Consider the following 4,383-nt stretch of genomic DNA (forward strand, 5'->3'; position numbering starts at 1 on the left):
GGGGCCGGGGCTGAGGTTGAGGTCGGCGGTGTGCGCGGGCGATCATCATCTTCGTAATGCAGTATCTGTGTTACGCAGATAAATATCCGCACGCGACCTCGGGTCGTCAAATCGAATATCGGTGCGCGGAATACCTGCGGACCCGGTCCCGTTGGAGGGGTATGGTTGAACCGTCAACAACTTGGAGGTTGAGCGACCATGCAGTTCGGGATCTTCAGCGTCGGCGACGTCACCGCGGACCCGACCACGGGCCGTACGCCGACCGAGCGTGAGCGCATCAAGGCCATGGTCGCCATCGCGCTGAAGGCCGAGGAGGTCGGGCTGGACGTGTTCGCGACCGGCGAGCACCACAACCCGCCGTTCGTCCCCTCGTCACCGACGACCATGCTCGGCTACATCGCCGCGCGCACCGAGAAGCTGGTCCTCTCCACGTCCACGACGCTGATCACCACCAACGACCCGGTGAAGATCGCCGAGGACTACGCGATGCTCCAGCACCTGGCCGACGGCCGGGTGGACCTGATGATGGGCCGCGGCAACACCGGTCCCGTCTATCCGTGGTTCGGCCAGGACATCCGCGAGGGCATCAACCTCGCCATCGAGAACTACGCCCTGCTGCGCCGGCTGTGGCGTGAGGACGTCGTCGACTGGGAGGGCAAGTTCCGCACGACCCTCCAGGGCTTCACGTCCACCCCGCGGCCGATGGACGACGTGCCGCCGTTCGTCTGGCACGGCTCCATCCGCTCCCCGGAGATCGCCGAGCAGGCCGCGTTCTACGGGGACGGCTTCTTCCACAACAACATCTTCTGGCCCGCCGACCACACCAAGCGGATGGTCGAGTTCTACCGGACCCGGTACGCCCACTACGGCCACGGCACGGCCGAGCAGGCGATCGTCGGCCTCGGCGGCCAGGTGTTCATGCGGAAGAACTCCCAGGACGCGGTGCGCGAGTTCCGGCCGTACTTCGACAACGCGCCGGTCTACGGTCACGGGCCCTCGCTGGAGGACTTCACCGAGCAGACCCCGCTGACGGTGGGCTCCCCGCAGCAGGTGATCGAGCGGACCCTGTCCTTCCGCGAGTACGCGGGTGACTACCAGCGCCAGCTGTTCCTGATGGACCACGCGGGCCTGCCCCTGAAGACCGTGCTGGAGCAGCTCGACCTGCTCGGCGAGGAGGTCGTGCCGGTGCTGCGCAAGGAGTTCGCGAAGGGCCGTCCGGCGGACGTCCCGGAGGCGCCGACGCACGCGTCGCTGCTGGCCGCCGCCGCGGAGGAGAAGAAGGCCGACAAGGACAAGAAGGAGGTCGGGGCATGAGGCTCGTCGTCGTCTCGGCGGGGCTGAGCGTGCCGTCGTCCACGCGACTGCTGGCCGACCGGCTGGCGGCCGCCGTCGGGCGGCAGGCCGAGGTCGAGCTAGAGGTGGTGGAGCTGCGCGACCTCGCGGTCGAGATCGCGCACAACTTCACCAACGGGTTCCCCGGGCGCAAGCTCGCGGCGGCCCTGGCGGCGGTGACCGGGGCGGACGGTCTGATCGCGGTCACACCGGTGTTCACGGCCTCCTACAGCGGGCTGTTCAAGTCGTTCTTCGACGTGCTCGACATGGACGCGCTGGCGGGCAAGCCGGTGCTGATCGCGGCGACCGGGGGTACGGCACGGCATTCGCTGGTGCTGGAGCACGCGCTGCGGCCGATGTTCGCGTACCTGCGGGCGGTGGTCGTGCCGACGGGCGTGTACGCGGCGTCGGAGGACTGGGGAGCGGAGGGCCTGGAGGGGCGGGTCGAGCGGGCCGCCGGGGAGCTGGCCGCGCTGATGCGGGGTCTGTCGGCGGCCGCACCGGTCCGGGACGACCTCGACGTGGTGCCGTTCGCCGAGCGGCTCGCCGCCCTGCGGTCCGCGGGGTGAACGCCTGGCCGATCCGGCCGCGACCCGGTGGGTGAACGATCGCCCGGTCCGGTCGCGGCCGGGTGGGTGAGGGGCTGCCCTGTGTGGGGCGGCGCCCGGTGGGTGAGGGGCCGCCCGGTGCGGGGCGGCGCCGCGTGGATGAGGGGCTGTCCGGTGCGGGTTGCGGCCGGGTGGGTGAGAGGCCAGTAAGAAGGGCGGCCTGGGCAAGATCATCAGGTCGTCCGACCCTCGGCGCTTGGCAGACTGGGTCCGTGCCCCAGACTGTGCTGCTCGCCGAAGACGACCGCGCCATCCGCCACGCACTGGAACGCGCCCTGGCCCTGGAGGGCTACCAGGTCACCGCGGTCGCCGACGGCGTGGAGGCGCTGGCGCACGCCCACCGCACCCCGCCGGACGTGCTCGTCCTCGACGTGATGATGCCCGGCATCGACGGACTCCAGGTCTGCCGGGTGCTGCGCGCCGAGGGCGACCGCACCCCGATCCTGATGCTGACCGCGCTGGTGGAGACCGCCGACCGGATCGCCGGCCTGGACGCCGGAGCGGACGACTACGTCGTCAAGCCCTTCGACGTCGAGGAGGTCTTCGCCCGGCTGCGCGCCCTGCTGCGCCGCACCAGCCCGAACGAGACCGCCGCCCCCGCCGACACCGCGGGCGAGATTCCGGCGGGCGCGCCGGCCGGATCTCCGGCCGATCCGTCGACCGGGACGGGAGCGGGTACGGCGACGGGCGCGCCCTCGGCTCCGGCGTCCGGCTCGCTGCCGGGCCCCTCGCAGCCCGGCCGGCACATCGAGGCGGCGGGGCTGCGGATGGACCGGCAGGCCCGCCGGGCCTGGCGCGGCGGACGCGAACTGGAGCTCACACGGACCGAGTTCGAGCTGCTGGAACTGCTGGTGCGCAACGCGGGCATCGTCCTCGACCACTCCACCATCTACGACCGCATCTGGGGCTACGACTTCGGGCCCGGCTCCAAGAACCTCGCCGTGTACGTGGGTTACCTGCGCCGCAAGCTCGACGAGCCCGGCGCGCCGCAGCTGATCCACACGGTGCGCGGTGTGGGTTATGTGCTGCGGGAGGACTGAGTGGGCCGCTTCCGGCGGCTGCTGACCTGGCGACGGCCCGGTCTGCTCTCGCTGCGCACCACCCTCGCGGTGTCGTTCGCGGCGGTGGCCGCGGCCGTCACCGTGCTGGTCGGCATCCTGTCGTACAGCGCGGCCGCCCGGCTGGTCCGCGTGGACCAGCAGACCGTGTTCGACGAGGTCGTGCAGGACCTGCGCGACGAGGTCGGCCAGCACCGCATGACCCCCGAGGACTTCTCCTCCGCTGAGCCCGGCCACGACGTCGTGCGGCCCCCGCGCACCGATGTGCAGGTGCTCGGCCCGGACGGCGCGGTCGTCGACCGGGGCAGTCCGGGACTGCCGGTCGCCGCCGTCGACCGGACGATCGCCGCGGCCGCCACCGCCGGTACGGTCGCCGAGCACAAGGACGTCGACGTCGGCAACGACGTCTACCGGGTCGCGACCGTCTCCCTGGGCGGCGGCCGGGGCGCGGTGCAGGTCGCGCAGGAGTTCAGCGACACCGAGGACCTGCTGCGCACGCTCCAGCAGCGCACCCTGGTGCTGATGGCGGCCGTCGTCACCGCGGCCGGTCTGTTCGGCTGGTGGCTGGCCCGGCGCGTCACCCGCCGGCTGGTCGTCCTCACCTCCGCCGCCGAGGACGTCGCCCGCACCCGCCGGCTGGGCGTGCAGGTGCCGGTCACCGGATACGACGAGGTGGGCCGGCTGGGCCGCGCCTTCGACCGGATGCTGGGCCGGCTCGCCCAGTCGGAGGAGGACCAGCGCCGGCTGGTCCAGGACGCCGGCCACGAGCTGCGGACCCCGCTCACCTCACTGCGTACGAACATCTCGCTGCTGCGCAGGATCGACGAACTCCCGCCCGCCACCCGGGAGGATCTGGTCGCCGACCTCACCCAGGAGGCGCGCGAACTGACCGACCTGGTCAACGAGCTCGTCGACCTCGCCGCTGGCCAGTCCGACGCCGAGCCCGCCCAGCCGGTCGACCTGGCCGACATCGCCGAGGACGTCGTCGGGCTGGCCCGCCGCCGCACCGGGCGGGAGATCGTGCTGCGCGCGAGCGGGGACACCACGGCCCACGGGCGCCCCGGGCTGCTCCAGCGGGCTATGTCCAACCTGGTGGAGAACGCCACGAAGTTCGACCGCGACGGCACCGCGCCCATCGAGCTGCACATCGCGGGCCCGGCCCGGCCGGGCACGGTCCGGGTGGAGGTCCTCGACCGGGGTCCCGGTGTCGCGGGCGCCGACCTGATCCGCATCTTCGACCGCTTCTACCGGGCCGCCGACGCCCGCGCCCTGCCCGGCTCCGGACTCGGCCTGTCCATCGTGCGCGAGGTGGCCCTGGCGCATGAGGGCGCGCCGTTCGCCTTCCGGCGGGAGGGCGGCGGCTCGGTGATCGGGTTCACCGTGGG

Annotated in this window: 4 protein-coding genes; all 4 read left to right on the top strand. The window is 72.4% G+C overall.

Annotated elements, in window-relative coordinates; genetic code table 11:
* Positions 1 to 198 precede the first annotated feature (198 nt).
* Positions 199 to 1,314 carry an LLM class flavin-dependent oxidoreductase gene (locus FNH09_RS44870; RefSeq protein WP_152895628.1) on the top strand — a complete coding sequence of 372 codons (1,116 nt, stop codon included), beginning with the start codon at positions 199 to 201 and terminating at the stop codon, positions 1,312 to 1,314.
* Positions 1,311 to 1,901: an FMN reductase gene (locus FNH09_RS44875; RefSeq protein ID WP_152895629.1), complete on the top strand. Its 591-nt coding sequence runs from the start codon at positions 1,311 to 1,313 to the stop codon at positions 1,899 to 1,901. The genes FNH09_RS44870 and FNH09_RS44875 overlap by 4 nt, the downstream gene beginning before the upstream one ends.
* Before the next feature lie 263 nt (positions 1,902 to 2,164).
* Entirely contained in the window at positions 2,165 to 2,980 is an 816-nt protein-coding gene (locus tag FNH09_RS44880; protein WP_162470062.1) for a response regulator transcription factor, read from the top strand.
* Positions 2,981 to 4,383, top strand: a 1,403-nt coding sequence (locus FNH09_RS44885; protein ID WP_162470061.1) for an ATP-binding protein, incomplete at its 3' end; no start/stop codon positions are given.

Source organism: Streptomyces adustus (assembly GCF_009377175.1).
Classification (GTDB): Bacteria; Actinomycetota; Actinomycetes; order Streptomycetales; family Streptomycetaceae; genus Streptomyces; species Streptomyces adustus.

Bases quoted from the DNA above. Each gene is read 5' to 3' on its own strand.
- FNH09_RS44870 (WP_152895628.1), top strand. From the start codon at position 199: ATGCAGTTCGGGATCTTCAGCGTCGGCGACGTCACCGCGGACCCGACC.
- FNH09_RS44875 (WP_152895629.1), top strand. From the start codon at position 1,311: ATGAGGCTCGTCGTCGTCTCGGCGGGGCTGAGCGTGCCGTCGTCCACG.